We start from the raw sequence: 24,836 nt of genomic DNA on the forward strand, positions 1-24,836 counted from the left end.
ATCTCCTCAAAAAATGCCCGTATTCATTGCGCAAAACCTCGGCTATAGGGGAAAGCCCGATACCCGTCAGGCCCCGGGCCTACGGCATTTCAACCTTGAACATGGCACTTTAATGCTGCACCATCCGCGCCTGCTTTTTCAAAGGACGGAATTCAAGGCATGCTGGACGCGAACGCAACCCATATTTCCCTCACCCTTGAAGGTGTTTCCGTTGACCTTCAGGTGCTCAGCTTCGTCGGCCGCGAAGCCCTCAACCAGCCGTTCTGTTTCGACATCGAACTGGTCAGCGCCCGCCCCGACCTGAAACTCGAAGAGCTGCTGCACAAGCCCGGTTGCCTGACTTTCGGCGCCACTGGCCAGGGCAAAATCCATGGCCTGGTGTACCGCATCGAGCAAGGCGATTCCGGCAAGAGCCTGACCCGCTACAGCATCAGCCTGGTGCCGCAACTCGCGTATCTGCGCCATAACCATGACCAGCAGATCTTCCAGCAGCTCAGCGTGCCGAAGATCATCGCTCAGGTTCTCGAAGCCCGGGGCATTCTGGCCGACGCCTACAGCTTCCAGCTCGGCGCGATCTACCCCGAGCGCGTGTACTGCGTGCAGTACGACGAATCCGACCTGCACTTCATTCAGCGGCTGTGCGAAGAGGAAGGCATTCACTTCCATTTCCAGCACTCAGCCAGCGGCCACAAACTGGTGTTCGGCGATGACCAGACGGTGTTCCGCAAACTCGCGCCGGTGAGCTACCAGCAAGACTCCGGCATGGCCGCCGAGAAACCGGTGATCAAGCGCTTTAACCTGCGCCTGGAAACCCGCACCACCCGCGTCAGCCGCCGCGACTACGACTTCGAAAAACCGCGCCTGCTGCCGGAAAGTGCGGCCAAGACCGCGTTCGCCCCGGACCTCGAAGACTACGACTACCCCGGCCGCTTCACCGACCGTGCGCGCGGCAAGCAACTGGCGACCCGTGCCCTCGAACGCCATCGCAGCGACTACCAACTGGCCGAAGGCAAAGGCGACGAACCGACCCTGGTCAGCGGCCACTTCATGGCCCTGAGCGAACACCCGCGCGCCGAATGGAACGACCTCTGGCTGTTGCTGGAAATCGTCCACGAAGGCAAACAGCCGCAAGTACTCGGCGAGAACATCACCAGCGACGTCACCCATAACAAGGACGACTTCCACCAGGGCTACCGCAACCGCTTCCTCGCCACACCGTGGGACGCACATTTTCGCCCGGCCCTGGAACACCCGAAACCCAAGGTGCTGGGCAGCCAAACCGCCATCGTCACCGGCCCGGCGGGTGAAGAAATCCACTGCGACGAATACGGCCGCGTCAAAGTGCAATTCCACTGGGACCGCGACGGCCAGGGCAACGACGCCAGCAGCTGCTGGCTGCGCGTCGCCACCGGCTGGGCCGGCAACGCCTACGGCGGCATCGCCATCCCGCGAGTCGGCATGGAAGTGCTCGTGACCTTCCTCGAAGGCGACCCCGACCAACCGCTAATCACCGGCTGCCTGTACCACAAGGAAAACGTCGTCCCCTACGACCTGCCGGCGAACAAAACCCGCAGCACCTTCAAGACCCTCAGCTCACCGGGCGGCAAGGGCTACAACGAATTTCGTATTGAAGACAAAAAAGGCGCGGAACAGATCTACCTGCACGCCCAGCGCGACTGGGATGAAAACATCGAGCACGACCAGAAAGTTCGCGTCGGTAATGAACGGCATGACACCGTTGAAGCGAATGTTTTTAGTGAGTTCAAAGTGGAAGAGCATCGCCTCACCCACCTCGACCGCAAGACCGAAGCGCGGGCGGACGATCACCTCACTGTCGGCGTGACCCGGCACGTGAAAGTTGGGACGGCGCAGTTTGTTGAGGCGGGGACGGAGATTCATTACCACGCTGGGGAGAAGGTGGTGGTTGAGGGTGGCATGGAGCTGACGGCCAAGGCTGGCGGGAGCTTTGTGAAGATTGATGCGGGAGGGGTGACGATTAGTGGGGCTGAGGTGAAGGTGAATTCCGGGGGTGGGCCTGGTGCTGGCACTGGGATTCAGGTTCTCACCCCGACTATTCCCATCCCTGCAAACAACGATAAATCTGGCAACCTTCTAACCCGTAAACAAAATTCCGACGGCAACTGAATACGTTAAATGAAAAGCCTTCTGATCAGCATCGGACTTGCAGCGTCCAGCATTCAGGCATTTGCAGTTCAACCGCAGTTAAATACAGCAATCAACTGCGAACTGGCAGGACCAAAGCATACTATTTCACTGTTGCGCAGCTCACTCATTGAAGACTCTTATGTCTATAAAATTCGTCATGACAAAAAGACGAGATTCATGTACGACGACTCGAACGATTCTCGGGGGAGCGAAGTGCAGTGGCAGTGCGCTTCCGGCGGGCACGATCTAAATGCACTCGTGATTTCTGGCGAGTTTACTTCAAACTTTCTACAAGGAGCCTTGTTCTATTTCGACTCAGGTGACGGAAAAATAGAACGAATCGATTTCGCTGAAAGGAATCGTCCTCGCTGGGTAAAAATATCTGCAAAGGGCGCTCAAGTCATTTTTGAAAACACAGGCCATGAAAGCTCAAGCAAATATTTGAGCTACGGAAAGCACGGAGTCTATCTTGAACTATCCGAACTTCCCGCGACCTCTGCTGAAGCGGGTGAAAAGCTGATTGATCTGAACAATGCCAAACAATGAGGCACCATTTTATTTCAGCTTAATCATCACCCTCGAACATCTAGCTTCAAAGCCTACTCCACAGGAGGCAGGCTTGTTTTTGAAGGTACGGCGTCAGACCGGCGCTTTCCAGCCCATCATCCGCTGCTGAGCAACCGCCAACAGATCGCAACCATCCTGAGTCAGCAAATAAAGCGCATGGGTAATGTGCGGGATGTCTTGAACGTCACCATGCTTAAAGCATAGGCAGTGGAGTGTTTCAAGTAACTGGCTGGAGGCTCGGATGCGCTGAAGGGCGGATTCGAGGATGTCTTGGGGATTGGCTTCTGTGTCGATAACTAGCGGCGTTGAGTCGGTGACGCTGCTTTTGATTGAACGGTAGCGATCGGGAAACGGACTTATCGTTGGCATAGTAATTACTCGAGTATTAGTTAGTAATCGCCAGCACCGTGACCAAACGATGGGAGGCGGCTGTGTACAGGCTTGGTCAACCGATAACACTCAAAACGGCTCGCCCGAAAGCGTCCTGCACACAGCCACCATTGCAACGCACTACGAGACGTAGAAGCCCGTAGAGCGAATGATGGCACATATATGTGCAGTGTTAGTCAGGTGACCAAACCTGTTCGCTGATTTTGCAGCGACGCCAAACAGTAAACGTTGGTAGCCTGCCGACGAAAGAAGACAAGGCGCCCTCGCTTGTAGGAACGGGCCGAAGCGCCCTCAGTTTTTTTACCGACATGAAACCTCCGTCAGAAACGCCTGACGACAGGCGGCATGCAAGCCGGTTAACCATCGCTTAACCCCACGGTCCAAAACTTTACTGGACCGCACGCCCTCAGCCCCCTCTGACGCCCAGTGCGGCAGGTTCGACGTTCTTGCGTCGAACTGACTTCCCCTCTGCACTGGAGACTCACCATGAACATGCGGACACTAATGATCACCACCGCCCTCGCCTGCGCCGCGGTCGCAGGCATTGCGCAGGCCAACGATACGTCGTCCTCCCAGGCCGTGCCCTATCACTACGGCATGGCGCTGCATGTGGGCAAGGTCATTTCCCTGAACAAGCCGTCGACGCTGGAGTGCCAAGTGGTCACGGCGGACATGAAGTACATCGATAGCGCCTCGGGCAAGCCTGCTGAAATTACCTATCGAAAAATGTCTGACGCGTGCAGCGATCAGAACTGACAGTAGGCCTGTGAGGGTTCTGACGCTATGCTCTGGCGCTTAGCTCACTGCCGAAAGGATCCGCCATGCAGTTCTCGTTTCGCACGCTGTCGACGTTCACCGCCGCCCTTTGTTTTCTGCTGGCGCTGGTCTGGGGTTTGATACCGCAAGGGCTGCTGGCGATCTGGAGTATCGAGTATTCGTCCGCGGCGGGGTTTGTGGCCCGGCGCAGTGCGGTGCTGTTCGCGGCGTTGGGGGTGATGTTTTATCTCGTGCGCCAGGCTCCGCCCTCGGCGGCGAGAAGCGCCTTGTGCAGCGGGTTTATTGTTGGCTGTTTCGGTTTGGCGGCACTGGGCTTCGGCGAATGGCTTCAGGGTCATGCCGGGCCGGGTATTTTGCTGGCGATCGTGGTTGAATTTGCACTGGGTCTGGGGTTTATCCAGACCCGGCGCGTGTCGGTCGAAATGGGTGAAGCGGCCGGTTAATGGAGTTTTGACTTCGCGATGAACAGTTGCCCATGCGTGCTGTGCGCCAGGCCGGTGCGCAACTCGGCTATCAGGTCGTTGATTTCCCTACATCCGTTGAGACGCTGGGCGTCTATGCCGGTAACGATCAGATCGAGATGGTCAGTCTCGACGTCCGAATACACCTTGACGGTCATCGACAGGTCCGGCGACAGCGTGCATTGACAGCGTTTCGGGAGAAAACTGCTCTCAATGATATTGCGTAGTTCCAAGGCAGAAAGAAACATGGCCACCCTCTCGTTATGGTGAGATTGCCAATCGAAAATCAATGTCGGTAGAAGCTCAAATCGCCCGTTCTTGTTCTTCCGTGCGGGCTTCATCGTTCCAACGTCCGACCGTTTTCTTGTTTTAGCACTGACTCGGCAGCAATCGCGGTCAGCTCAAGACAGCTACAGCATAAAACATGCCCAGGATTTCGCTCTGCGCCTCGTCGGCAAATCAAGGGATTTGCGGGGGTGGCAATAAAACGACTCGGGCAAAATGCAAGAAACGACGGTTTCAAGACCTGCATTTTGCAAAAACCCCGGTGGCGGGTTTGCATTGGCTGAGGACGGCAGTGAGCATGCGGCCCATCCATTCAGTATCCGCTGACCTTACACACACGCAAGGAGACTTCAGGGTGCTTTGCCATTTAATACGACCGTCGGGCTGATAGTTGAGGCGCGCCACTCAACGCGGCGCGCTCGGCCACATGTCGCAAACTGTCGAAATTGATATTCGCGCCCGAATCAATGGCCACCAGGGTCTGACCCCGGGCGCCGGTTTGTGCCACGTACTGCTTGATCCCGGCCACGGCCAGGGCGCCGGAAGGTTCGGTGATCGAGCGGGTATCGTCGTAGATATTCTTGATCGCGGCGCAGAGCTCATCGTTGCTGACGGTCAGCACTTCATCGACGCAAAACCGGCAGACCTCGAAACCATGGGCGCCGATCTGAGCGACGGCCACGCCGTCGGCGAAGGTGCCGACGTTTGGCAGGACCACCCGTTCACCGGCCTGTAATGCCGCCTGCAGGCAGGCGGAATGCTCCGACTCGACGCCGATGATGCGCACTTCAGGGCGCAGGTATTTGATGTACGCGGCGATACCGGCGATCAAGCCTCCACCGCCCACCGGAACGAAGATTGCGTCCAGCGCCCCCTGGTGCTGGCGCAGGATTTCCATGGCGACGGTGCCCTGCCCTGCGATCACGTCCGGGTCGTCGAAGGGCGAGACAAAGGTGCGGCCGGTTTGCTGCGCCAGGCTCAGCGCGTATTCCAGGGCAAACGGAAAACTCTCACCGTGCAGCAGCGCCTCGGCGCCCCGGCTACGCACCCCGAGTACTTTCAATTCCGGCGTCGTGCAGGGCATGACGATGGTTGCGCCAATCCCCAACTCGCGGGCCGCCAATGCAACGCCTTGGGCATGATTGCCCGCCGAGGCCGTGATCACGCCACGAGCCTTCTGTTCATCGCTCAGGTGCACCAGTTTGTTGTAGGCACCGCGGATCTTGAAGGAAAACGTCGGTTGCAAATCTTCGCGCTTGAGCAGGATCTGATTGCCCAACGCCTCGGACAAGGCCGGTGCCGCTTGCAGCGGCGTACGCACGGCGAGTTCGTAAACCGGCGCGGCAAGGATTTTTTTCACGTAGTGCTCAAGCAAGCGTTGCTGGGCGGGGGTGCTGCTCATGATCGTCTCCTGACTTTGATCGGAGCCCCAGAGACAGAAAGTAAAAACCCGCCTCTAGGGCGGGTTGGGTGCTGCAGTCGTGAGCTAGCCCGCCAAATAAGGAATGGCGGTAATAATGCTTGGCTGGCAACGCAATACGGTGGAAGTCATGGCTGGAAATTAGCCGGGCGCTGATGGCAAGTCAATGGCCAATGTTCAACGACCTCTGTAGGCTGGTGCTTCTGCTCATTGTCCCAAGGAAGGAAACCATGAAGTCTATCGCCCTGCCCCTCATTGCCCTGATCGCCTTCGCCGGCTACACCGTTTCGGTGATGCTGCAGGCCGAACAGTCGCTGCTCGATTTCGGCATCAGCCTGATGTCGCGGCCCGATACCGCGCAGGTGGTGATTGATTTGTACCTGTTGGCGACGCTTGCCGGTATCTGGATGTACAAGGATGCGCGCCAGCGTGGGCAATCGGGGTTGTCGGTGGTTCCCTATCTGTTGCTTACGGCGATTTTTGTGTCTGCCGGGCCATTGTTGTATCTGGTGGTGCGAGGGCTTCAGGGGCGGAAAAGCTCCGACGAGGCAGCACAAGAGGCCTGATCCAGGAGTTGTTGTGGTGTTGAGATCGCCGAAGTCACTTCACCAGGCGCTTGAGGCCGATCACCATAGGAAATCCACCACGGCGTGCCAGCGGTCATCATGCTGAACTTGGACATGCTCGATGCGCGACACCTCATCGGGGTCCAAGGCCGAGGCCAGAGCGTGTTCATCGAGCTTGAAATGGCTGTGCAACAAATCCCGTTCGGCCGCATCGGGGTTACTGAATAGCACCACGTCGGCGTCTTGCCGTTCGACCGCTTGCAGGGTGCCGTGGCTCAGTTCAAAGCTCTTGATCATCGACCGCTCACCAGGCTTGGCCGCGGCGTTTGAGCTCCAGCCGACGGACAAACTCTTCCAACACCAAGGAATACAAATCGTCCTGCAACCAGGCGTCTTCGATGCCGGCATCCATGTTCGGGTTGTCGTTGACTTCGATCACCACCACTTTGTCGCCGGACTGTTTGAGGTCAACGCCGTAGAGGCCGTCGCCGATGAGATTCGCAGTTTTCACCGCCAGTTCAACCACCGCTCGCGGCGCTTCGTGAACCGCCAGGGTGCGGCATTCGCCGTTGATGTCCTGGCCTTTGGCTTTGTGGTTGTAAATCTGCCAATGGCCCTTGGACATGAAGTACTGGCAGGCAAAGATCGGTTTGCGGTTGAGCACACCAATGCGCCAGTCGTATTCGGTGTAGAAGAATTCCTGGGCCAGCAGCAACACCGAGTGTTCGAACAGTTCGGCGGTGGCTTCAAGCAAGGCTTGCTGGCTTTCGACCTTGATGACGCCCTTTGAGAAACAACCGTCAGGGATCTTCAGCACCAGTGGAAACCCCAGACGCTCGCCTACCCGCTCGAAATCTTCCGGTCGTTCCTTGTAGAGGATTTCAGTGGCGGGCATGCCCAGTTGATGGCTCTTGAGCAAATCAGTCAGGTAAACCTTATTGGTGCAGCGCAGGATCGACGCCGGGTCATCCATCACCACCAAACCTTCGCTCTCGGCCTTTTTGGCGAAGCGGTAGGTGTGGTTGTCGACGCTCGTTGTCTCGCGGATCAGGAGCCCGTCGTATTCGGCAATTCGGGCGTAGTCCTTGCGTTCAATCAGCTCGACGTCAATGCCTAGCGTCTTGCCGACCCTGACGAAGTTGTCCAAAGCCTTGGGATTGGAGGGCGGCAATGCTTCTTGCGGATCGTGCAGAATGGCCAGGTCATAACGAGCCAATCGCCTGGAACGCGGCATGCGCCAGATCTTGCGACTGAAACTGTCGAGCGCATTAGCGAACTGATCTTCCTGATCTTCACGTAACTTATGCAAGGCGCCAAACTTTACACCTTCGACGTGCCAGCCGTTAGTTCGACGAAACTCAACTAGCAATATCGGACAAGGAAAAGCCTCGAACAACTGTCGAGCCAGATCCTGTAATGGCTCGATAGAGGTTTTGCCGAAATACAGTGTCAGGGTAAATCCTTCGGTATCGCTGTAAAGATGATTGCTGAGGGCTTTTTCCAGGGTTTTATCCAGATCATCCAGGGCCAGCCCATACAGGGATTTCCGGGTCAGTTCGCTGATGGTCCGCACCGACGGTATAACCCTGTGTCCCCGCGCTTCGGCCAGCAGCGAGCAGTAATAACCGTGCCCGAGGTACTTGTAGCTGCGGCACAGGTTAATCACCTGAACCCGCTTGCCCTGCTCGTTGTCGCGGGTCTGTTCGAGGTATTCCTGGGCTGTGACGATGTCTTCACTGGGGAAATAAGAGGCCCAGTCTTCCTTGCGTTCGACGATGATCATCAACTGGCTGGAAGTTCTGATCGAGCCATTCAAATAGTTTTCAGAAGTTATTGCCGTTATAAACTTTTGCTCAGATACTTCGCGCCAATGACCTTGTACCGCTGACATAGTGATTGATCCGTTGAAGAACAAGACACTTCCTATTAAGCACGAACTTTTTCGAAAGTCCCGTTTCGTTACGCAACTTTTACGGCGGTCATATGAAACCTGTTTTTCGCTTGGCGGTAGTTGAAGACATACCGGCACTGCTGGCACTCGAACAGCAATGTTTCACCACGGACCGGCTCAACAGTCGCAGTTTTCAATGGATGATCATTCGGGCTCACGGGCAACTGCTGGTGGCCCAACGTGGTGAGCAATTAGTGGGCTATGCGGTGGTGCTGTTTCACCGGGGCACTTCATTGGCGCGCCTGTACTCGATTGCGATAGCCCTTGATGCTCGCGGCAATGGACTGGGCAAGCAATTGCTCGAACGTGTCGAGGCCTGCGCCATTGAGCATGACTGCGCCTACCTGCGGCTGGAAGTGCGCATCGACAATCCGACGGCGATTGCCCTGTATGAACGCAACGGTTACCGGCGGTTCGCGCTGATTCACGACTATTACCAGGACCATGCCGACGCGCTGCGATTGGAAAAACGTATCCTCCAGCACCGCGATTCACGCAACATCAGGGTGCCTTACTACCCGCAGACCACCGAGTTCACCTGTGGCCCGGCCTGCCTGCTGATGGCCATGGGCGCGCTGCAAGACGATCGAGCGCTGGAGCGCGGCGAAGAACTGCAAATCTGGCGCGAGGCGACCACTGTGTTCATGACGTCCGGCCATGGTGGCTGCAGCCCTCAAGGTCTGGCGCTGGCAGCGTGGCGGCGTGGCTTTCGGGTGCGGCTGCAACTGAGCATGGCCGGGCCGCTGTTTCTCGACGGGGTGCGCGATGCGCATAAAAAAGACGTAATGCGCCTGGTACACGATCAGTTCATGGCGCAGTTGCAAGCCACTGACGTGGAACGAATGATCGGCGGACCATTGGATCTGCCACGATTACTGCACGATGGCGGGCAGCCGCTGGTATTGATCAGCAGCTATCGCCTGACCCGTTCCAAGGCGCCGCATTGGGTGATCGTCACCGATTGCGACGAAGAGTTCGTCTACCTGCACGATCCGGATGTGGATCACAGCCAGCATCGTCAGCCGATGGACTGCCAGCACTTGCCGGTCAGCCATGGGGAATTTGACAAAATGTGCAGTTTCGGACGAGACAAGTTGCGGGCTGTGGTGATTCTCTATCGGCGTGAGTAAACCTGTGGCGAGGGAGCTTGCTCCCGCTGGGGAGCGAAGCGCCCCCATGCAATCGACTGCTTCGCACTCGAACGGGAGCAAGCTCCCTCGCCACAGGACTTGTGCGTTACTTCAGGCCAACTTTGTACAGCACCCCATCATCTTCATCGGTCAGTACATACAGATACCCATCCGGCCCCTGCCGCACATCGCGAATCCGTTTGTTGAGCTCACCCAACAACCGCTCTTCGTGAACGACTTTATCGCCATCGAACTGCAGGCGGATAAGCTCCTGACCCACCAGCGCCCCGATAAACACGTTGTGCTGCCAGGCCTTGAAGCGGTCGCCGTCGTAAAAGGCCATGCCGCTGAGACCGGGGGATTTTTCCCAGACATGGTTCGGGCCCACGGTGCCTTCGGCGGTCTTGCCCTTGGCTTCCGGAATCGGCAGGCCGGAATAGTTGATGCCGTGGGTTGCCAGCGGCCAGCCGTAGTTCTTGCCTCGTTCGATGATGTTGATCTCGTCACCGCCTTGGGGGCCGTGCTCGTTTTCCCACAGCGTGCCGCTCCAGGGGTTGAGCGCCGCGCCCTGGGGGTTGCGATGGCCGTAGGACCAGATTTCCGGGCGAACGTCTTTTTGCCCGACGAAGGGGTTGTCCTTCGGCACCTTGCCGTCCGGATAAATCCGCACGATCTTGCCTTGCAGCTTGTCGAGGTCTTGCGCCGTGGGCCGATCGTTATTCTCGCCCAGGGTAATAAACAGATAACCGTCGCGATCGAACACCAGCCGCGAGCCGAAGTGATTGCCGACCGAGAGTTTGGGCGCCTGACGGAAGATCACGTTGAAATCCTTGATGGCCTTCAGGTCTTCGGACAACCGTCCGCGACCGACCGCCGTACCGGCCTTGCCGCCCTCACCCCCGCCTTCGGCGTAAGACAGGTAGATCATGCGGTCTTGCTTGAAATCGGGCGATAACGCCACATCGAGCAATCCGCCCTGCCCCTTGGCCCAGACCTGAGGCACCCCACTGAGTGGATCCGAGCGTTTGCCGTCAGCGCTGATCACCCGCAAGTTGCCGGGCCGTTCGGTCACCAGCATCCCTTGGCGGTCGGGCAGAAATGCCAGGGCCCAGGGATGTTCCAGCCCCGTGATAATCGGCGTGACCTCCAGGGTGCCCTGCTCACTTTTAAATTCCTGGGCTGGCGTCGCGAAAACGGGCGCGGCTGCGGTGATCAGCGCGCTGGCACAGAGTGTGGCGAGAAGCGTTTTACGCAACATGCACGATTCCTTTTGTCGTCAAGATGGCTGGCAAGACCTCTGTCCTGCCGTTCAACGGTTGCTGCTGTCCTAGTCGCGGGGCGGAGGGTTGGGCACAAATTTCGGTGGGCTGGCGCTCGAGGCCGGTCGGTCCTGCGGATAGCGGTTGCCAATGCCACCATTTTCCAGGGTCGGCGCTCGTGGCACAGGCGCCGTGCTCGGCCCACGGATCACCGGGATGCCGGGGCGCGTGCCTTGCATGCTGTTGGGGTTGGCCCGGCGGATCGGGCTGTTGTAAGGATTGTTATTGGCGCTGCCCGGCAGGTTCTGGGCGAGCAGCAACGGCGCAGCGTCGGCCTGAGGCAAATGGCTGATCACGCCGCTCAATACCAGTGCGGTGACGCCGAGCACAAATCGGTTCATGGGGCCTCTCTACGTTGGGTGCAACGCTTAGTGGGTGAACAGAGCCTTCGATAGCACGCTACGCCCGGGGTTCGGATTTGTTAACTAAAACCTCTTTCAGAAGATGTAACACGAGTTGACTACACCGCCGATCCGCCCGCAGAACGGGGCCGCAGCCGACTGAAACTTTTGCCCTTGGCCGCAGGTCACCTGAACATCAATCAACTGACGAGAACACGGCGATGGCACGGGCAATCTGGAAAGGCGCAATCAGTTTCGGTCTGGTGCATATCCCGGTGGCGCTGGTCTCGGCGACGTCTTCCCAAGGAATCGATTTCAACTGGCTCGACAGCCGCAGCATGGACCCGGTGGGTTACAAACGCGTCAACAAGGTCACCGGCAAGGAAGTCACCCAAGCGCACATCGTCAAAGGGGTCGAGTACGAAAAGGGCCGTTACGTGGTGCTCAGCGAAGAGGAGATTCGCTCGGCCCATCCGCTGTCGACCCAAACCATCGATATTTTTGCCTTTGTCGACAGCGAGCAGATCCCCCTGCAAAACATCGACACGCCCTACTACCTGGCGCCGGATAAACGCGGTGGCAAGGTGTATGCACTGCTGCGCGAAACCCTCAGTAAAACCAACAAGGTCGCCCTGGCCCGCGTTGTCTTGCATACCCGCCAGCACTTGGCGGCCGTCATGCCGCTGGAATCAGCCATGGTGCTGGTGATGCTGCGCTGGCCCGCCGAGGTTCGTAGCCTCGATCAACTGGAGCTGGGCAGTGACGTGACCAAGCCGGACCTGGCCAAAGGAGAGCTGGAAATGGCTAAACGGCTGGTGGAGGACATGAGTGCCGACTGGACACCTGAGGAGTACCGCGACGGTTTTGAAGAAAAGATCATGGCGCTGGTCGAGAAGAAGGCGAATGAAGGCAAGATCGAAACCGTCGAAACCGTTACGGGCGAAGAGGAACGCAAGACTGCGGATGTTATCGATTTGACTGAACTGCTCAAACGCAGCCTGGGTGGTAGGAACGCCGTAAAATCCGCGGCAAAAGCCAAAACGAGCACAGACAAAAAAGCCACGAAGCATTCTCGTGGCTGACTGATCTCGGGAGTAGTTATCAGTTATTTGGTGAAAGTACCGACCTTTTCGCGGGCAAGCCCGCGATGGCGTCATTCGCCGCAACGCAAAACTCAAATCAAAACAAAAATCACCAGCAACCCACCGAACACAGCCCATTTTTCCAGGTAATAGCGAGTGCGGTTACGCTTCTTGAGCGCTTTGCCGCGCAGGCGAACCTTGTAGATTCTGGCAAACAAGCGGTTGATAGCGCCGGTCTTGTCGCCGGCATCGTTCGGCGCACCCGCCGCCGCCATCACCGTACGGCTGAACCAGCGGTTGAACGCCGCCGCCCAGCGATACTTCATCGGCCGCTCGACGTCGCAGAACAGGATGATGCGGTTCTGCGCCGTGGTGTTTTCGGCGTAATGAATGAAGGTCTCATCGAACATCACCGCTTCGCCGTCGCGCCAATAGTAGTTCTCGCCGTCGACGTTAATGTAGCAACCGGCATCGTTCGGCGTTTCCAGCCCCAGGTGATAACGGTACGAACCGGCATACGGATCGCGGTGACGGACCAGTTTCGAACCCGGTGGCAGTTCGGCGAACATCGCCGCCTTGATCGAGCCGATGCTTTGCACCAGCTCAGTCGTGCGCGGGCAGAGTTTTGCGGCCGAAGGATGACTGTCGCCATACCACTTGAGGTAGAAGCGCTTCCAGCCGCTCTTGAAAAACGAGTTGAAACCAACGTCGTCGTACTGATCCGAGCGCTTGATCTCCCCGGCCTTGAGCAGATTCTGCCCTTCGGCGCGAATCTCTTCCCAATGAGCCTGCAAGGGGCTCAGGTCGGGAAAGTCCGCCGGGTTGAGATAAGGCTTGTTGGGGATTTTCGAGAATAGATAAAGGAAGCAATTGATCGGTGCCAGAAACGTCGAATGGTCACTCAGTTGACGGCCCAGCTTATGACGCACCCGACCACGCAAATGGACATAAGCGATGGATAAAACGTAAACAGCGGCAATGATGAGTTTCACGGAAATCGTCACACGTCAGAATGAGCAAACTGCGTCCCGATGGCGCGTTCTTGAGCCATGCCGATGCTTGGCATGGTTCGAAAGATGGCATTTTAGCCACAGTTTGTAACCAATAGTTAACCTTCAACTGTGAAAATGTGTCCACTGATACCGCCAAAATGCCCGTGCGGCCTTAACGCCCTATCGTTTAAAGAGCCAGACCAGTACAATCGCCGCCAAACATTACGCGCCCCCTTGGTTGATGACGGGATAAACCCCGCCTCAGCGCACTTAGACTCGGGCCAAGCGCTCCACATGCTGCTGTCCACTTATTGCCAGATGGACCTTCCGCTTCTGACCGGGATGTATTTCCCGTGGTCGGCATTGGCGCAAATGGGTACTTAATTGGTACTGCCGCAACCCTAGCTACTCTGAATGCTCCGCAGGATAAACCTTTGATTTCTACAGCTAACATCACGATGCAGTTCGGCGCCAAGCCGCTATTCGAAAACGTTTCGGTCAAATTCGGCGCGGGCAACCGCTACGGCCTGATCGGCGCCAACGGTTGCGGCAAGTCGACCTTCATGAAAATCCTCGGTGGCGACCTCGAGCCATCCGGTGGCCAGGTCATGCTCGAGCCGAACGTACGTCTGGGTAAATTGCGCCAGGACCAGTTCGCCTACGAAGAATTCACCGTGATCGACACTGTGATCATGGGCCACGAAGAGCTGTGGAAGGTCAAGGCCGAGCGCGACCGCATCTACTCGCTGCCGGAAATGACCGAAGAAGACGGCATGGCCGTGGCCGAGCTGGAAACCGAATTCGCCGAAATGGACGGCTATACCGCCGAATCCCGTGCCGGTGAGCTGTTGCTGGGCCTGGGTATCGGCATCGAGCAGCACTTCGGCCCGATGAGCGAAGTGTCGCCGGGCTGGAAACTGCGCGTGTTGCTGGCGCAGGCACTGTTCTCCGACCCTGAAGTGCTGTTGCTCGACGAACCGACCAACCACTTGGACATCAACACCATTCGCTGGCTGGAAAACATTCTGACCCAGCGTTCCAGCCTGATGATCATCATCTCTCACGACCGTCACTTCCTGAACAGCGTGTGCACCCACATGGCTGACCTGGACTACGGTGAGCTGCGTCTGTTCCCGGGCAACTACGACGAGTACATGACCGTGGCAACCCAGTCCCGCGAGCAACTGCTGTCGGACAACGCCAAGAAGAAAGCGCAGATCTCGGAACTACAATCGTTCGTCAGCCGCTTCTCGGCCAACGCCTCGAAAGCCAAGCAGGCTACTTCCCGCGCCAAGCAGATCGACAAGATCCAGCTGGCCGAGGTCAAGCCTTCGAGCCGTGTCAGCCCGTTCATTCGTTTCGAACAGACCAAAAAGCTGCACCGCCAGGCGGTCATCGTCGAGCGCATGGCCAAAGGCTTCGACGGCAAGACCCTGTTCAAGGACTTCAGTTTCACCGTTGAAGCCGGCGAGCGCGTGGCGATCATCGGCCCGAACGGTATCGGTAAAACCACCCTGCTGCGCACCCTGGTCAACGAACTGACCCCGGACGCCGGCACCGTGAAATGGACCGACGCCGCCGAACTGGGCTACTACGCCCAGGACCACGCGCACGACTTCGAAGACGACTGCAACCTGTTCGACTGGATGGGCCAATGGACCCAGGGCGGCGAGCAATTGGTTCGCGGCACCCTCGGCCGCATGCTGTTCTCCAACGACGAGATCCTCAAGTCGGTCAAGGTCATCTCCGGTGGTGAGCAAGGTCGCATGCTGTTCGGCAAGCTGATCCTGCAAAAACCGAACGTGCTGGTCATGGATGAACCGACCAACCACTTGGACATGGAATCCATCGAGGCGCTGAACCTGGCGCTGGAGAACTACCCGGGTACGCTGATCTTCGTCAGCCACGACCGTGAGTTCGTATCGTCCCTGGCCACCCGCATCATCGAGTTGAGCGCCGATGGCGTGATCGACTTCAGCGGCACCTATGATGACTACCTACGTAGTCAGGGTGTGTTGATGTAAGGCGGCTTCAGGCTGCAAATGGAAAGCCCCGTCCTGGTGACGGGGCTTTTTGCATTTCAGGGCCAAGGGATGCTTTGGTGCCGACACCCTCGCGCATAACCTAATGCAGGAGCGAGGCTTGCCCGCGAAGAGGCCCTCGATAACGCAGCAAAACTCAAAGGCCAACATAGTTAGCCTGCTTCCTTTTACGCTCCACCCGCGCCATGATGCAGTTCTCTTACCGCCGCCCGCGAACGAGCTCTCATGTCTGTGCAGCAACTGCCCCCGCAAAGCTCCATGGCGATCACCTTGCAGATCGTTTCCATCGTTTTCTATACCTTTATTGCCTTCCTCTGCATCGGTCTGCCGATTGCCGTATTGCCGGGGTATGTCCATGAACAATTGGGGTTCAGTGCCATTGTGGCGGGGCTGACTATTGGTTCCCAATACCTGGCTACCCTGCTCAGCCGCCCCATGGCCGGGCGCCTGTCGGATAGCGTCGGCACCAAGCGGGCGATTGTTTACGGGTTGTCGGGGATTGTGTTGAGCGGCGTGCTGACGCTGCTGTCGGCCCTGCTGCAGAGTCTCCCATTGCTGAGCCTGATCATCCTGATCGCCGGTCGGTTGTTGCTGGGGATTGCCCAAGGTTTGATCGCAGTCGGCACCGTCAGTTGGTGCTTGGGCCAGGTCGGTGCCGAACACGCAGCGCAGTCGATTTCCTGGAACGGGATCGCCTCTTACGGCGCCATTGCTATTGGCGCGCCGCTGGGCGTGGTGATGGTCGCTGAACTGGGGTTCGCCAGCCTCGGGATCTCGCTGTCGTTACTGGCCCTGTTGACACTGCTGTTGATCCGCAAAAAAACCTCGGTACCGGTGATTCGCGGCGAGCGTCTGCCGTTCTGGGCAGTGTTCGGGCGCATTGCGCCCTTCGGCGCGAGCCTGAGCCTGGCGTCCATCGGCTACGGCACGCTCACCACTTTCATTACTCTGTATTACGTCAACCGAGGCTGGACCGGCGCGGCTTACTGCCTGACGGTATTCGGGGTCTGTTTCATTCTGGCGCGGCTGTTGTTCATTTCCAGCATCAGCCGTTTCGGCGGCTTCACCTCGGCCATTGCCTGCATGTGCATTGAAACCGTGGGGCTGGCGTTGCTGTGGCTGGCGCCCTCGACCGTTTACGCCTTGATCGGCGCAGGCCTGACCGGGTTCGGCCTGTCGCTGGTGTATCCGGCGCTGGGGGTGGAAGCGATCAAGCAAGTACCCAACACCAGTCGCGGGGCGGGATTGAGTGCTTATGCAGTGTTTTTCGATCTGGCGCTGGCGATTGCCGGGCCGCTGATGGGCGCAGTGGCGCTGAACCTGGGGTATTCGTGGATTTTCTTTAGCGCGGCGTTGTTGTCGGTGACCGGACTTGGTTTGACCTTGTTCCTGAAACGCCGGGCGATGGATTAACCCGCTCCACTGTAGGTTTGTGTTGTTTTATTGATCGGCAGTTTGCATGCCGGCCCGGCTCGGTTTGCCCAGGGCATGGGAAAAGAACCGTCCGGCTTCGGAGATCAGGTTGCGGTGTATGTCCTTGCGGTCGACGCCGTCGGCATCGGTGCACAGCGCCGGCATGGCGGCGATCTGTTCTTCGTTGCACGGCGCCAGGAACACAAAGTGCCCTGCCCCGGCCAGCAATTTGAAATCCGGTGCGGTCGGCAGTTTGCGCGCCAGCGCCGCGGCATTTTTGTCGAACGCCACCAATTTGTCGCCATCGCCGCTGTACAGCAGCACCGGCACATGCACGTCAGCCAGGGTATGGCGGCCGAACTTCAGACTCAACGGCGCCATCAACAGCAAGGCATGCACTCGCGGGTCTGCTACGGGCTGCAAATCATCACGGTCGACGATCAGTTCGCCCTGAGTGTTGCAGGCATCGTGATCATCCGGGCGTTCCTGGCAATACCGGCGCAGACGATCCAGGTCCGGAGTGGCACCGGACAGGATCAACGCGGTTTCGCCGCCCGCCGAATAGCCAATCACCCCCACCTGATCGGCATTGACGAAGGGCGCGAGCATGCGGTCGGCCAAAGTCGCGCTGATGGCTTCGGAAATCTGGATCGGCCTGCCGTAAAGGTTGCTCAAGGTGCCGAGGCGGCTGTGGTCCCTGGAGTTGTCACCGGGATGGATCACCGCCACCACCACGAAGCCTTTGCGCGCCAGGGAAGTAGCGAGGTCGTGCAGGGCCAGCGGGGTTCCGGTGTTGCCGTGGGACAGCATCAGCATCGGGAAGCGTCCGATGGCGATTTTGGTGTCTTCACCGGCTTCGACCGTGTAGCCCTCGAGCTTGCTGGAATGCTCCCTCTCGCTGGACGGATAAAAGGCGATGGCGCGCATCGGCTGCAAGTCCAGCGGATCGAGGAACGTCATTTCATGGAAGCCGACGCTCCAGTGAGGATGCGGCGCAGGCGCGGCGTGCACTGAATTCAGGCTGCCGAGCAGGCAAATCAGTAGCGTTGCACAAAGACGCGCCATGGGATGCCCCACCTTGTTACCTGACCGCAGATATTAACCCTGGACTGCATAACCTGGGCCAGAAACTGATAATCGCCAGAAACAAAAAACTCCGTACCTGGCCATCACGATGACCAGAATACAGAGTTTCAGGGGTATTGCCCGAGCTTGTTTACGACTTTACGCAAGCCTTACGCGGCAGCGAACAATTGCTCGCTGATGTGCGCCTGGGCGTCGCTCATGGCTTTAGTGCGCACTTCATCACCGTAGGCCAGGCCATGGGCGCGGACGAACTCGATGTCGGTGATGCCGAGGAAGCCAAACAGCACCTTCAAGTAGTCTTCGTGAGCAGTGCCGGTTGGTTGGCCAACGTGCAAACCGCCAGACGTCGAAACGATGACTACTTTCTTGCCACCGCACAGCCCTTCAGGGCCGGCTTCGGTGTAGCGGAAAGTCTGGCCAGCCACGGCAATGCGGTCGATCCAGGCCTTGAGTTGGGTCGGAACGGTGAAGTTGTACATTGGCGCTGCAATCACGACGGCATCGGCGGCGAGGAATTCGGCCAGGGTCTGCGCGCTCAACTCTGCTTCGTGTTGTTGCGCGGCGTTGCGCAGCTCAGCGGCGGTACCGGCGGCAACCAGGGTGGTGGCGGAGAAATGGCTGATGGCATCGGCGGCCAGGTCGCGGTAAGTCACGGCAACGCCAGGCTCGGCAGCTTGCCAGGCTTTGACGACTTCGCCACTCAACTGACGGGAAGCCGAGTTGTCACCCAGAATGCTCGAATCGATATGCAGTAATTTCATGTGGGATCTCCAAGGTGAGGATCGCCACCCGGCGATCTGATGGAAACAATCCTACCGACGAAACCAATAGCTGATTAGCCGGCAATAATGCGATAGTTCGTCTCACTGATAGAACAATCGGATTTCAATCATGCAAGACCTCAACGACCTCTATTACTTCGCCAAGGTGGTCGACGCCGGCGGTTTCGCGGCGGCTGGGCGTTTACTGGGGATTCCCAAGTCCCGGTTGTCGCGACGCATCGCCGAACTGGAAGAGCGCCTGGGCGCGCGCCTGCTGCAACGCACTACCCGCCAACTCAACCTGACCGCCGTGGGCGAACGCTATCTACGGCACTGTCAGGCGATGCTGCTGGAAGCCGAGATGGCCGACGAAGCGGTGGCCAGCATGTCCAGCGAACCCCGGGGGCGGCTGCGGGTTTCCTGCCCCGTCGGGTTGGCCCACCAAATGCTGCCGGGGGTGATCAGCAACTTTCTGGAGAAATTCCCGCAGGTTCAACTGGAGATGATGCTGCTCAACCGTCGGGTAGATCTGGTGACCGAGGGCGTCGACGTTGCCTTGAGAGTGCGGGATCTGGGGGATGAAGATCCGTTGCTGGTCACCCGCCGTTTACGGCAGGCGCAGACCGTTATGGTCGCCAGTCCGGAGTTTCTTCGTGAACGGCAGATCAAGACCCCCGACGACTTGAAAAACGTACCGATACTGGGCGCCCTGGAAGCTGATCGGCTGGTGCATCTGCGCATGCTTGACCAGCATGGCAAGGCCTGTGACATGACGTTCGAAGCCCGATTGGGGATCGATGACTTTATCGTGCGCAAGGCTTGTACGCTGGCCGGGCTGGGTTTCACCGTGCTGCCGATGATGTACTGCGAGCAGGAGCTGGAAAACGGCTCGCTGGTACAATTGCTGCCCGACTGGTCATTGCCGGGCGGCTGGCTGCAAGCGGTCTACCCTCATCGACGCGGGGTGATGCCGGCGGTACGCGCCTGGATCGACCATTTGATCGAATCATTCAATGCCTGTGGGGACCGATTGTTATGAAGGCAAGACCAATGAGCGAAGAGGATGTCGCGCAATTCTGCCTGGCGCTGCCCGGTGCGCGGGAGGACTACAAGTGGGGTGGCGTGCGGGTGTTTTCGATTGCCGGGAACAAGATGTTCGCCTTGCAGAACCTGCGGGGACAGTCCCTGGCCTTCAAGGTCGACAAGGACCTGTTCCTGGGCCATTGCGACCGGCCGGGCATTCACCCGGCGCCGTATCTGGCCCGGGCGCAATGGATCATCATGGAAACGCCCTACCCGCTGGGCAGCGAAGAACTGCAAGGTTTGCTGCAACGCTCCCACCAACTGGTGGTGAGCAAGTTGCCCAAGCGCACACAGGTCGGTTTGCTGCTTTAAAGTGTTTTAAAGCAGCGCAAACAGGTTAGCGCCCAGAAACAGCTGGTCGATCCAGAACACCTGATGCATCAGCACGATGAGCCAGAACACCAACTGAAACGAGACTTTGCGGGTCTTGTGCCGAAACACTTGCTGGGCCAGCAAGGCACCCGGCCAACCGCCCGCCAGCTCCACCGCGTGCAAGACGTTCTCCGGCGTGCGCCAACTGTCGGCGCGGGCCTTGTGTTTGTCGCTCCAGTACAGGAAAAACGCCAGCACGCTGACGATGCCGTAGGCCGCCAGGGGAATCACCGACACCCCGTGCAGCCATAGCGACACCGAGCCAAACAACGGCACTGCGCACAACACAACGAATACCAGCAGTTTCAGCCGCAGGTTCTGCATGGCGCCCCCGGACTTGCGTCCGGGGTTATTGTTGCGCGCACTGGAATCGCTCATGGATTGACCGCTGTCCAGTCGACCCAGCCGAATTGCCAAGTGGCCAGGATCACCAGACCGAATGCGATGCGATACCAGGCGAACGCCGCATAGCTGTGGCTGGCGATGAATTTGAGCAAGCCCCGCACGGCGATCATCGCAAAGATGAACGCCGTCACGAAGCCAATGGCGAACACCGGAAAATCAGCCGGTACAAACAGACTGCGGTATTTGTAGCCCGAATACACTGCGGCACCGACCATGGTCGGCATGGCGAGGAAGAACGAAAACTCGGTGGCCGTCTTGCGCGACAACCCGAACAGCAAACCGCCGATGATCGTCGAGCCGGAACGCGAGGTCCCGGGGATCATCGCCAGGCATTGGGCAAAACCGACTTTCAAGGCATCTTTCCAGGTGATGTCGTCGACGCTCTCGGCATGCACTTCATGCTGACGGCGTTCGGCCCACAACATGACGACCCCGCCCACGACCAACGCAGTGGCCACGGTAATCGGGTTGAACAGGTACTTGTGGATCAGATCGGCAAAAATCACCCCCAACACCACTGCCGGCAAGAAGGCGATCAACAGGTTCGCGGTAAAGCGTCGAGCGCTGGGCTGCGTCGGCAAACCAATGACCACGTCGAAGATCTTGCGGCGAAACTCCCAGACCACCGCCAGGATCGCCCCGAGCTGGATAATAATGTTGAAGGCCATGGCCCGCTCGCCCCCAAAATTGAGCAAGTCCGCCACAATGATCTGGTGCCCGGTGCTGGAAATGGGCAAGAACTCAGTCAGCCCTTCTACAACGCCTAAAATCAATGCCTGAAAGGCCGTCCAAAGATCCATCAATCCCCCAAGAAACAATGCCCCCAGGCATGCTCCGTTAATAATTTGTAAAGCGTTAAACGCCATCAGCCTTGGCTAAAGCCCCGCGCGCACAATATCCACAAAAACCGTAAAAACTCTGTGAAAAATCAACCTGGATTCAGGTTTTTCCGTGCGGGGCCGAAATCCTATCAGACACGCCTCATTTACGCTGCCACGTAATAGGACCTGAGTCGCATAGGCCCGATCGGCAAAGTGTGGTTGGATGCTGGCGATCGTTTATGACAAGAACAAGAAAACGGAGTAACAGCGTTATGAACAGCTTACGCAGTGTGTCGATCAGCCGACGCTTGTGGCTTATCTTGATCGTGGCCGTGGTGATGCTGTTGACGTTGGGCGCGTTGATGCTCAAGCAGATCCACGACGACCTCTATCACGCCAAAGCCCAGAAGACCCAGCACGTGGTACAGACCGCCAGTGGCATCCTGACCTACTACCACGGCCTGGAAACCGCCGGCACCCTCACCCGCGCCGCCGCGCAACAGCAGGCGCTGACCGCCGTGCGTGGTTTGCGCTACGACCAGAATGACTATTTCTGGATCAACGATCTGACGCCCGTGATGGTCATGCACCCGACCAATCCGAAACTCGAAGGCCAGAATCTCTCGAGCATCCGCGACCCGGACGGTTTTGCGCTGTTCAACGAGATGGTCGCCATCGCCAAGGCAAAGGGCGCCGGCATGGTCGACTACCGCTGGCCGAAACCGGGCGCCAGCGCACCGGTGGAAAAAACCTCGTACGTCAAACTGTTCGAGCCCTGGGGTTGGGTGATTGGTTCGGGTGTGTACATCGATGACATGCAGGCCGAGTTTTATGCTCAGGTCTGGAAAGCCTCTCTCGTGGGTCTGGTGATTGCCCTGATCATGGCGTTGCTGGTGATCATGATTGCCCGCAGCATCGTGCGCCCGTTGCAGGAAACCGTGAACGCCATGGCCAACATCGCCAGTGGTGAAAGCGACCTGACCCGCAGCCTCGATACCCATGGCCAGGACGAAGTCACGCAACTGGCGCGGCACTTCAATGCCTTTACCGCCAAACTGCGCCTGGTGATCGGTCAGTTGCAGGTGTCCGCCAGCGCATTGGGCCAGTCTTCCAGCGAACTGGGCAACGATGCCGCGCAGGCCCAGCAACGCAGCCAGCAGCAGTCGCAACAGATGGAACTGGTGGCGACCGCGATCAACGAAGTGACTTACGGCGTGCAGGACGTAGCGAAAAACGCCGAGCACGCCGCCAGCGAAATGCGCAATGCCGAGTCTGAGGCGCAGCAGGGACAGGTCAATATCGATGGCAGCTTGCAGCAGATCGACAAGCTGTCTTCGACCATCGATCAAGCGGTCGAAGTGATTCGCACGCTCGCCACCGAAAGCACGCAAATCGGTAGTGTCCTCGAGGTGATCCGCTCCATCGCCGAGCAAACCAACCTGCTGGCCCTCAACGCGGCGATCGAAGCCGCCCGGGCTGGCGAGCAAGGTCGGGGGTTTGCGGTGGTTGCCGACGAAGTGCGCCTGCTGGCCCAGCGCACCCAGAAGTCCACGGCAGAAATCCAGTCGATGATCGAGCGCCTGCAAAGCCATTCCGAAGCGGCGGTCAAGGTGATTGGCGACAGCAGCCGTGCTTCGCAACTGACCATCGAGCAGGCCGGCCTGGCCGGCGCCAGCCTGAATGCCATCGGCCAGGCCCTGCGCAACCTCAACGGGTTGAACGCCTCGATTGCCAGCGCGACCTTGCAGCAGGCGCATGTGGTGGAAGACATCAATCAGAACGTCACCCAGGCCGCCGGCTTGTCCCACAGCACGGCACTGGCGGCCGAACAATCGAGCGTGGCCAGTGTTCACCTCAAGGAACTGAGCGAACAGTTGAATGGATTGCTGAAGCAGTTTCGGGTTTGAGAGCACTCCTGTAGCAACTGGCGCAGCCTGCGTTCGGCTGCGCAGCAGTCGTGAAATCAGGCGGCGCGGTGTTTCAGGTATACCGCGCGCGCAGAACTTGCGACGGCTTCGCCGCCGAACGCAGCCTCGCATGCTCGGCAGCTGCTACACCGGACCGCGCAAGCCGGTTCTACTTGGCAGCGCCTGCCGCTACAATCCGCCCCCTCTTCGTCTTCCCTAAGGAACCTCCATGTCCGGGCTCGAACTGTTTGCCGCCGCCCTCGGCGTGATTGCCGTCTGGTTGACGGTCAAACAGAACCCTTGGTGCTGGCCGATCGGTCTGGTCATGGTGCTGTTGTATAGCTGGATCTTTTTCGAGGTGAAGCTGTATTCGGACATGCTGCTGCAAGTGATCTATGCCGCGTTGCAACTCTATGGCTGGTGGCAGTGGACTCACGCGGGGGCAACGCATGACGGGCGGCAGGTCAGCCAGCTCGATGGCAAATCCGTCGCGCTCGGCCTGGCCGTGGGCGCGGTCGGCAGCCTGCTGCTGGGGGGCGCAATGGCTCACTGGACCGATGCCGCCCAGCCCTGGCTCGATGCGGCGTTGACCGGTTTCAGCCTGGTGGCGCAGTTGTGGATGGCACAAAAGCGTCTGCAATGCTGGCCGCTGTGGATCGCGCTGGACGTGATCTTCGTCGGCCTGTTCCTCTATAAAGAGTTGTACCTGACCGCCGGCCTCTATGGGGTATTCGCGTTGCTGGCCGTGCAAGGCTGGCGGACATGGCGCGCCGACCCGGCATTACGCGCATGAAAGTGCTGGTACTCACAGGCCCCGAATCCAGCGGCAAGAGCTGGTTGTCTGGCGAACTGCAACAGCAGTTCGGCGGTGTGCTGGTGGGCGAATACGTGCGCTGGTTCATCGAGCAGAAGGCGCGGGACACGTGCCTGGCCGATATCCCCGAAATCGCCCGCGGTCAGCTGCAATGGGAAGATGAGGCCCGCGCCCTTGCGCCGCCGCTGCTGATTCTCGACACGCACTTGCTGAGCAACATGCTCTGGAGCCAAACCTTGTTCGGCGATTGCCCGGCGTGGCTCGAGCAGGCGCTGCTGGCTCGGCGTTATGACTTGCACTTGTTGCTGTCTCCCGAACAAGTCGACTGGACTGATGATGGCCAGCGTTGCCAGCCGGAACTGGATGAACGTCGGGCTTTTTTCAACGCGACCCTGGCGTGGCTGGAGCAATATCGACAGCCTGTTCAAGTGCTTCAGGGCGACTGGGCGCAACGCCGGGCTCAGGCATTGCAAGCCGTTACGCTTCTGCTCGGGCACTGATCGGGCCGATATTCCCATGTAGCAGCAGCCTCGCAGGCTCGGCAGCTGCTACAAAGAGTGCGTCGCTGCTGAAATTGCTTAACGGTTTGGCCCAGGAATATCCCTGCAAGTACGTCCGTTTCTGATACATGTTTCTCCTCTCGAACAGCCCGTTTCAGCACTGTTCATTATCTTGTCATGCTTGT

Annotated in this window: 24 protein-coding genes and 2 pseudogenes; 14 read left to right on the plus strand and 12 right to left on the minus strand. The window is 58.5% G+C overall.

Annotated features, from left to right (window positions below):
- The first annotated feature begins 159 nt into the window (after positions 1-159).
- Positions 160-2,145 (plus strand): type VI secretion system Vgr family protein, encoded by a 1,986-nt coding sequence (locus ACZ9BB_RS10705; protein ID WP_476213746.1) that lies wholly within the window; start codon positions 160-162, stop codon positions 2,143-2,145.
- 9 nt (positions 2,146-2,154) lie between these two features.
- Positions 2,155-2,712 (plus strand): hypothetical protein, encoded by a 558-nt coding sequence (locus ACZ9BB_RS10710; protein ID WP_476213747.1) that lies wholly within the window; start codon positions 2,155-2,157, stop codon positions 2,710-2,712.
- 93 nt (positions 2,713-2,805) lie between these two features.
- On the opposite strand, the gene ACZ9BB_RS10715 is transcribed toward ACZ9BB_RS10710, so the two are convergent.
- Positions 2,806-3,102, minus strand: a complete 297-nt coding sequence (locus ACZ9BB_RS10715; protein WP_476213748.1) for a hypothetical protein — start codon at positions 3,100-3,102, stop codon at positions 2,806-2,808.
- Positions 3,103-3,609: 507 nt separating this feature from the next.
- Here ACZ9BB_RS10715 and ACZ9BB_RS10720 point away from each other — a divergent pair.
- Together ACZ9BB_RS10720 and ACZ9BB_RS10725 are read left to right on the plus strand one after the other, a co-directional pair.
- Complete coding sequence (locus ACZ9BB_RS10720) at positions 3,610-3,879, plus strand: DUF2790 domain-containing protein (RefSeq protein WP_476213749.1); 270 nt, start codon at positions 3,610-3,612, stop codon at positions 3,877-3,879.
- 65 nt (positions 3,880-3,944) lie between these two features.
- Positions 3,945-4,343 (plus strand): hypothetical protein, encoded by a 399-nt coding sequence (locus tag ACZ9BB_RS10725; protein ID WP_476213750.1) that lies wholly within the window; start codon positions 3,945-3,947, stop codon positions 4,341-4,343.
- Here ACZ9BB_RS10725 and ACZ9BB_RS10730 read toward each other — a convergent pair.
- Both ACZ9BB_RS10730 and ilvA read right to left on the minus strand, forming a co-directional pair.
- Entirely contained in the window at positions 4,340-4,609 is a 270-nt protein-coding gene (locus ACZ9BB_RS10730) for a DUF1652 domain-containing protein (RefSeq protein ID WP_476213751.1), read from the minus strand. The two genes, ACZ9BB_RS10725 and ACZ9BB_RS10730, sit on opposite strands and share 4 nt — an antisense overlap.
- Before the next feature lie 443 nt (positions 4,610-5,052).
- Positions 5,053-6,048 (minus strand): annotated as a pseudogene (gene ilvA / locus ACZ9BB_RS10735) (threonine ammonia-lyase, biosynthetic); the annotation flags it as partial.
- 248 nt (positions 6,049-6,296) lie between these two features.
- Here ilvA and ACZ9BB_RS10740 point away from each other — a divergent pair.
- Positions 6,297-6,632 carry a DUF2834 domain-containing protein gene (locus tag ACZ9BB_RS10740; RefSeq protein ID WP_476213752.1) on the plus strand — a complete coding sequence of 112 codons (336 nt, stop codon included), beginning with the start codon at positions 6,297-6,299 and terminating at the stop codon, positions 6,630-6,632.
- Between the two features lie 117 nt (positions 6,633-6,749).
- Here the strand turns inward: ACZ9BB_RS10740 and ACZ9BB_RS10745 are convergent.
- A pseudogene (locus ACZ9BB_RS10745) lies at positions 6,750-6,929 on the minus strand (magnesium transporter CorA family protein); the annotation flags it as partial.
- A 7-nt stretch (positions 6,930-6,936) separates the two neighbouring features.
- Entirely contained in the window at positions 6,937-8,415 is a 1,479-nt protein-coding gene (locus ACZ9BB_RS10750) for a RimK family protein (protein WP_476218267.1), read from the minus strand.
- A gap of 200 nt (positions 8,416-8,615) precedes the next feature.
- Here ACZ9BB_RS10750 and rimI point away from each other — a divergent pair, with 200 nt between their 5' ends.
- Positions 8,616-9,713 carry a ribosomal protein S18-alanine N-acetyltransferase gene (gene rimI / locus ACZ9BB_RS10755; protein WP_476213753.1) on the plus strand — a complete coding sequence of 366 codons (1,098 nt, stop codon included), beginning with the start codon at positions 8,616-8,618 and terminating at the stop codon, positions 9,711-9,713.
- Positions 9,714-9,819: 106 nt separating this feature from the next.
- Here the strand turns inward: rimI and ACZ9BB_RS10760 are convergent, their stop codons facing one another.
- A complete protein-coding gene (locus ACZ9BB_RS10760; protein WP_476213754.1) occupies positions 9,820-10,971 on the minus strand; it encodes a PQQ-dependent sugar dehydrogenase in 1,152 nt (383 codons plus the stop codon).
- A gap of 69 nt (positions 10,972-11,040) precedes the next feature.
- Positions 11,041-11,373 (minus strand): hypothetical protein, encoded by a 333-nt coding sequence (locus ACZ9BB_RS10765; RefSeq protein WP_476213755.1) that lies wholly within the window; start codon positions 11,371-11,373, stop codon positions 11,041-11,043.
- 221 nt (positions 11,374-11,594) lie between these two features.
- On the opposite strand from ACZ9BB_RS10765, the gene ku reads away from it, so the two are divergent.
- Positions 11,595-12,455, plus strand: a complete 861-nt coding sequence (gene ku / locus ACZ9BB_RS10770; RefSeq protein ID WP_476213756.1) for a non-homologous end joining protein Ku — start codon at positions 11,595-11,597, stop codon at positions 12,453-12,455.
- A gap of 92 nt (positions 12,456-12,547) precedes the next feature.
- Here the strand turns inward: ku and lpxO are convergent, their stop codons facing one another.
- The gene (gene lpxO / locus ACZ9BB_RS10775) at positions 12,548-13,447 is read right to left on the minus strand and encodes a lipid A hydroxylase LpxO (protein ID WP_476213757.1); all 900 of its coding nucleotides are present in this window, start codon (positions 13,445-13,447) and stop codon (positions 12,548-12,550) included.
- A 434-nt stretch (positions 13,448-13,881) separates the two neighbouring features.
- On the opposite strand from lpxO, the gene ACZ9BB_RS10780 reads away from it, so the two are divergent.
- Entirely contained in the window at positions 13,882-15,471 is a 1,590-nt protein-coding gene (locus ACZ9BB_RS10780; RefSeq protein ID WP_476213758.1) for an ABC-F family ATPase, read from the plus strand.
- Positions 15,472-15,714: 243 nt separating this feature from the next.
- Positions 15,715-16,902, plus strand: a complete 1,188-nt coding sequence (locus ACZ9BB_RS10785) for an MFS transporter (protein ID WP_476213759.1) — start codon at positions 15,715-15,717, stop codon at positions 16,900-16,902.
- Between the two features lie 27 nt (positions 16,903-16,929).
- On the opposite strand, the gene ACZ9BB_RS10790 is transcribed toward ACZ9BB_RS10785, so the two are convergent.
- Positions 16,930-17,967 (minus strand): alpha/beta hydrolase family protein, encoded by a 1,038-nt coding sequence (locus tag ACZ9BB_RS10790; RefSeq protein ID WP_476213760.1) that lies wholly within the window; start codon positions 17,965-17,967, stop codon positions 16,930-16,932.
- A 170-nt stretch (positions 17,968-18,137) separates the two neighbouring features.
- The gene (locus tag ACZ9BB_RS10795) at positions 18,138-18,749 is read right to left on the minus strand and encodes an FMN-dependent NADH-azoreductase (RefSeq protein WP_476213761.1); all 612 of its coding nucleotides are present in this window, start codon (positions 18,747-18,749) and stop codon (positions 18,138-18,140) included.
- A gap of 130 nt (positions 18,750-18,879) precedes the next feature.
- On the opposite strand from ACZ9BB_RS10795, the gene ACZ9BB_RS10800 reads away from it, so the two are divergent.
- Both ACZ9BB_RS10800 and ACZ9BB_RS10805 read left to right on the plus strand, forming a co-directional pair.
- Complete coding sequence (locus ACZ9BB_RS10800) at positions 18,880-19,788, plus strand: LysR substrate-binding domain-containing protein (RefSeq protein WP_476213762.1); 909 nt, start codon at positions 18,880-18,882, stop codon at positions 19,786-19,788.
- The gene (locus ACZ9BB_RS10805; RefSeq protein ID WP_476213763.1) at positions 19,785-20,144 is read left to right on the plus strand and encodes an MmcQ/YjbR family DNA-binding protein; all 360 of its coding nucleotides are present in this window, start codon (positions 19,785-19,787) and stop codon (positions 20,142-20,144) included. Before ACZ9BB_RS10800 ends, ACZ9BB_RS10805 begins: the two co-directional genes overlap by 4 nt.
- Positions 20,145-20,150: 6 nt before the next feature.
- Here ACZ9BB_RS10805 and ACZ9BB_RS10810 read toward each other — a convergent pair whose 3' ends face one another.
- Entirely contained in the window at positions 20,151-20,582 is a 432-nt protein-coding gene (locus tag ACZ9BB_RS10810) for a DUF1294 domain-containing protein (RefSeq protein ID WP_476213764.1), read from the minus strand.
- Entirely contained in the window at positions 20,579-21,409 is an 831-nt protein-coding gene (locus tag ACZ9BB_RS10815; RefSeq protein ID WP_476213765.1) for an undecaprenyl-diphosphate phosphatase, read from the minus strand. The genes ACZ9BB_RS10810 and ACZ9BB_RS10815 overlap by 4 nt, the downstream gene beginning before the upstream one ends.
- Positions 21,410-21,702: 293 nt before the next feature.
- On the opposite strand from ACZ9BB_RS10815, the gene ACZ9BB_RS10820 reads away from it, so the two are divergent.
- The 3 genes from ACZ9BB_RS10820 (at position 21,703) to ACZ9BB_RS10830 (ending at position 24,651) form a co-directional block, all read left to right on the plus strand.
- Entirely contained in the window at positions 21,703-23,337 is a 1,635-nt protein-coding gene (locus ACZ9BB_RS10820) for a methyl-accepting chemotaxis protein (RefSeq protein ID WP_476213766.1), read from the plus strand.
- A gap of 229 nt (positions 23,338-23,566) precedes the next feature.
- Positions 23,567-24,130 (plus strand): nicotinamide riboside transporter PnuC, encoded by a 564-nt coding sequence (gene pnuC / locus ACZ9BB_RS10825; RefSeq protein WP_476213767.1) that lies wholly within the window; start codon positions 23,567-23,569, stop codon positions 24,128-24,130.
- On the plus strand, positions 24,127-24,651 hold the full coding sequence (locus ACZ9BB_RS10830; protein WP_476218269.1) for an AAA family ATPase: 525 nt from the start codon (positions 24,127-24,129) through the stop codon (positions 24,649-24,651). The genes pnuC and ACZ9BB_RS10830 overlap by 4 nt, the downstream gene beginning before the upstream one ends.
- Positions 24,652-24,836 lie beyond the last annotated feature (185 nt).

Source organism: Pseudomonas sp. TE3552, assembly GCF_056278945.1.

Excerpts from the sequence above, each read along its gene's own strand:
- ACZ9BB_RS10805 (WP_476213763.1), top strand. The coding sequence starts at position 19,785 with ATGAAGGCAAGACCAATGAGCGAAGAGGATGTCGCGCAATTCTGCCTG.
- ACZ9BB_RS10725 (WP_476213750.1), top strand. The coding sequence starts at position 3,945 with ATGCAGTTCTCGTTTCGCACGCTGTCGACGTTCACCGCCGCCCTTTGT.
- ACZ9BB_RS10790 (WP_476213760.1), bottom strand. The coding sequence starts at position 17,967 with ATGGCGCGTCTTTGTGCAACGCTACTGATTTGCCTGCTCGGCAGCCTG.
- pnuC (WP_476213767.1), top strand. The coding sequence starts at position 23,567 with ATGTCCGGGCTCGAACTGTTTGCCGCCGCCCTCGGCGTGATTGCCGTC.
- ku (WP_476213756.1), top strand. The coding sequence starts at position 11,595 with ATGGCACGGGCAATCTGGAAAGGCGCAATCAGTTTCGGTCTGGTGCAT.
- ACZ9BB_RS10830 (WP_476218269.1), top strand. The coding sequence starts at position 24,127 with ATGAAAGTGCTGGTACTCACAGGCCCCGAATCCAGCGGCAAGAGCTGG.
- ACZ9BB_RS10750 (WP_476218267.1), bottom strand. The coding sequence starts at position 8,415 with ATGATCATCGTCGAACGCAAGGAAGACTGGGCCTCTTATTTCCCCAGT.
- ACZ9BB_RS10730 (WP_476213751.1), bottom strand. The coding sequence starts at position 4,609 with ATGTTTCTTTCTGCCTTGGAACTACGCAATATCATTGAGAGCAGTTTT.
- ACZ9BB_RS10740 (WP_476213752.1), top strand. The coding sequence starts at position 6,297 with ATGAAGTCTATCGCCCTGCCCCTCATTGCCCTGATCGCCTTCGCCGGC.
- ACZ9BB_RS10720 (WP_476213749.1), top strand. The coding sequence starts at position 3,610 with ATGAACATGCGGACACTAATGATCACCACCGCCCTCGCCTGCGCCGCG.
- ACZ9BB_RS10705 (WP_476213746.1), top strand. The coding sequence starts at position 160 with ATGCTGGACGCGAACGCAACCCATATTTCCCTCACCCTTGAAGGTGTT.
- ACZ9BB_RS10760 (WP_476213754.1), bottom strand. The coding sequence starts at position 10,971 with ATGTTGCGTAAAACGCTTCTCGCCACACTCTGTGCCAGCGCGCTGATC.
- ACZ9BB_RS10800 (WP_476213762.1), top strand. The coding sequence starts at position 18,880 with ATGCAAGACCTCAACGACCTCTATTACTTCGCCAAGGTGGTCGACGCC.
- ACZ9BB_RS10820 (WP_476213766.1), top strand. The coding sequence starts at position 21,703 with ATGAACAGCTTACGCAGTGTGTCGATCAGCCGACGCTTGTGGCTTATC.
- ACZ9BB_RS10810 (WP_476213764.1), bottom strand. The coding sequence starts at position 20,582 with ATGAGCGATTCCAGTGCGCGCAACAATAACCCCGGACGCAAGTCCGGG.
- rimI (WP_476213753.1), top strand. The coding sequence starts at position 8,616 with ATGAAACCTGTTTTTCGCTTGGCGGTAGTTGAAGACATACCGGCACTG.
- ACZ9BB_RS10785 (WP_476213759.1), top strand. The coding sequence starts at position 15,715 with ATGTCTGTGCAGCAACTGCCCCCGCAAAGCTCCATGGCGATCACCTTG.
- ACZ9BB_RS10765 (WP_476213755.1), bottom strand. The coding sequence starts at position 11,373 with ATGAACCGATTTGTGCTCGGCGTCACCGCACTGGTATTGAGCGGCGTG.
- ACZ9BB_RS10795 (WP_476213761.1), bottom strand. The coding sequence starts at position 18,749 with ATGAAATTACTGCATATCGATTCGAGCATTCTGGGTGACAACTCGGCT.
- ACZ9BB_RS10815 (WP_476213765.1), bottom strand. The coding sequence starts at position 21,409 with ATGGATCTTTGGACGGCCTTTCAGGCATTGATTTTAGGCGTTGTAGAA.
- ACZ9BB_RS10715 (WP_476213748.1), bottom strand. The coding sequence starts at position 3,102 with ATGCCAACGATAAGTCCGTTTCCCGATCGCTACCGTTCAATCAAAAGC.
- ACZ9BB_RS10710 (WP_476213747.1), top strand. The coding sequence starts at position 2,155 with ATGAAAAGCCTTCTGATCAGCATCGGACTTGCAGCGTCCAGCATTCAG.